Annotated in this window: 2 tRNA genes and 1 rRNA gene (1 of these 3 only partly in view); all 3 read left to right on the top strand. The window is 50.0% G+C overall.

Annotated features, from left to right (window positions below):
* Positions 1-23: 23 nt before the first annotated feature.
* Positions 24-100: transfer RNA gene (locus tag F9Z44_RS18795), tRNA-Ile, on the top strand.
* A 27-nt stretch (positions 101-127) separates the two neighbouring features.
* Positions 128-203 (top strand) — tRNA-Ala (locus tag F9Z44_RS18790).
* Positions 204-570: 367 nt separating this feature from the next.
* Positions 571-2500 (top strand): 23S ribosomal RNA (locus F9Z44_RS18785); it runs 949 nt beyond the window's last position.

Raw genomic sequence — 2500 nt, 5'->3', positions numbered from 1 at the left:
TGGGGAGATCAAGCGACCGGCTTGGGTCTGTAGCTCAGTTGGTTAGAGCACCGTCTTGATAAGGCGGGGGTCGTTGGTTCGAGACCAACCAGACCCACCATCCCCTCCAATGAGTTCAAGACATCCTGGGGGATTAGCTCAGCTGGGAGAGCACCTGCTTTGCAAGCAGGGGGTCGTCGGTTCGATCCCGTCATCCTCCACCACCCAATTCTGGCTGTTCTTTGCAACCACTTGTCTGTTTCAACATCAAAGCATCCTGTCTTCAGGGTGTTTTGATGTTGATCGGTATCTATCGATCAACAGATTGCCTTCGGGTGATCACGGCTGTTCTTTAAAAATTCATAGAGTCGAATCAGCGTTGCTGATGGAAAGCACATATTCGTAAAGGTTTCATGTGCACCGTGCCATCAGCAACAAGAATTTTTGATTGCGTCAACGAATATTCAATTTGATCGAAAGATATGAATTGAAACGGCATAACGCGTCAGGTGAAAGACCTGGCAGACATTTGCTTGATGTGATTTTGTGTTTTACTGGGTTGAACGACTTGGTGAGACGTCAAAGTTATAGGGTCAAGTGAATAAGAGCACGTGGTGGATGCCTTGGCGATGATAGGCGACGAAGGACGTGATAGCCTGCGATAAGCTTCGGGGAGCTGGCAAATAAGCTTTGATCCGGAGATTTCCGAATGGGGAAACCCACCTAGCAGTAGGTATCGCATGATGAATACATAGTCATGCGAGGCGAACCGGGTGAACTGAAACATCTCAGTAGCTCGAGGAAAAGACATCAACCGAGATTCCGAAAGTAGTGGCGAGCGAAATCGGAAGAGCCTGTTAGTGATAGCACAAGACTTAACGGAACGCCTTGGAAAGGGCGGCCATAGCGGGTGATAGCCCCGTACGTGAAAAGACCTGTGTGGTACTGAGCTAACGACAAGTAGGGCGGGACACGAGAAATCCTGTCTGAATATGGGGGGACCATCCTCCAAGGCTAAATACTCATCATCGACCGATAGTGAACAAGTACCGTGAGGGAAAGGCGAAAAGAACCCCGGGAGGGGAGTGAAATAGATCCTGAAACCGCGTGCTTACAAAAAGTAGGAGCCTCGAAAGGGGTGACTGCGTACCTTTTGTATAATGGGTCAGCGACTTACATTCAGTGGCAAGGTTAACCGAATAGGGAAGCCGTAGAGAAATCGAGTCCGAATAGGGCGATTCAGTCGCTGGGTGTAGACCCGAAACCAAGTGATCTATCCATGGCCAGGATGAAGGTGCCGTAACAGGTACTGGAGGTCCGAACCGACTAGTGTTGCAAAACTAGCGGATGAGCTGTGGATAGGGGTGAAAGGCTAAACAAACTTGGAAATAGCTGGTTCTCTCCGAAAACTATTTAGGTAGTGCCTCAAGTATTACCGTCGGGGGTAGAGCACTGTTTTGGCTAGGGGGTCATGGCGACTTACCAAACCAAGGCAAACTCCGAATACTGACGAGTACAGCTTGGGAGACAGAGCACCGGGTGCTAACGTCCGGACTCAAGAGGGAAACAACCCAGACCGCCAGCTAAGGTCCCTAAAACGGGCTAAGTGGGAAACGAAGTGGGAAGGCTAAAACAGTCAGGATGTTGGCTTAGAAGCAGCCATCATTTAAAGAAAGCGTAATAGCTCACTGATCGAGTCGTCCTGCGCGGAAGATGTAACGGGGCTAAGCCAGTTACCGAAGCTGCGGATTTGCAATTTATTGCAAGTGGTAGGAGAGCGTTCTGTAAGCCTGTGAAGGTGTCTTGTAAAGGATGCTGGAGGTATCAGAAGTGCGAATGCTGACATGAGTAGCGTTAAAGGGGGTGAAAAGCCCCCTCGCCGTAAGCGCAAGGTTTCCTACGCAACGTTCATCGGCGTAGGGTGAGTCGGCCCCTAAGGCGAGGCAGAGATGCGTAGCTGATGGGAAACAGGTCAATATTCCTGTACCGATTACAAGTGCGATGTGGGGACGGATCTTAATAGGTTATCCGGCTGTTGGATGTGCCGGTTTAGACAGATGTAGGCGACACGTAGGCAAATCCGCGTGTCATATACCGAGGCTGTTGATCGAGCGAGCTTGCTCGCGAAGTAACTGAACGAGGTCCCAGGAAAAGCCACTAAGCTTCAGCTTGTAATTGACCGTACCGCAAACCGACACTGGTGCGCGAGATGAGTATTCTAAGGCGCTTGAGAGAACTCAGGAGAAGGAACTCGGCAAATTGACACCGTAACTTCGGAAGAAGGTGTGCCCTAGTAGTGTGATGAGAACATCTGAGCACGAATGGGTTGCAAAAAATTGGTGGCTGCGACTGTTTATTAAAAACACAGCACTCTGCAAACACGAAAGTGGACGTATAGGGTGTGACGCCTGCCCGGTGCTGGAAGATTAATTGATGGGGTGCAAGCTCTTGATCGAAGTCCCAGTAAACGGCGGCCGTAACTATAACGGTCCTAAGGTAGCGAAATTCCTTGTCGGGTAAG

The sequence above is a fragment of the Hydrogenophaga sp. PBL-H3 genome (assembly GCF_010104355.1).
Classification (GTDB): Bacteria; Pseudomonadota; Gammaproteobacteria; order Burkholderiales; family Burkholderiaceae_C; genus Hydrogenophaga.
The sequence above is the reverse complement of the archived record's forward strand: the minus strand, read 5'-3'. Positions and strand labels throughout refer to the sequence as shown.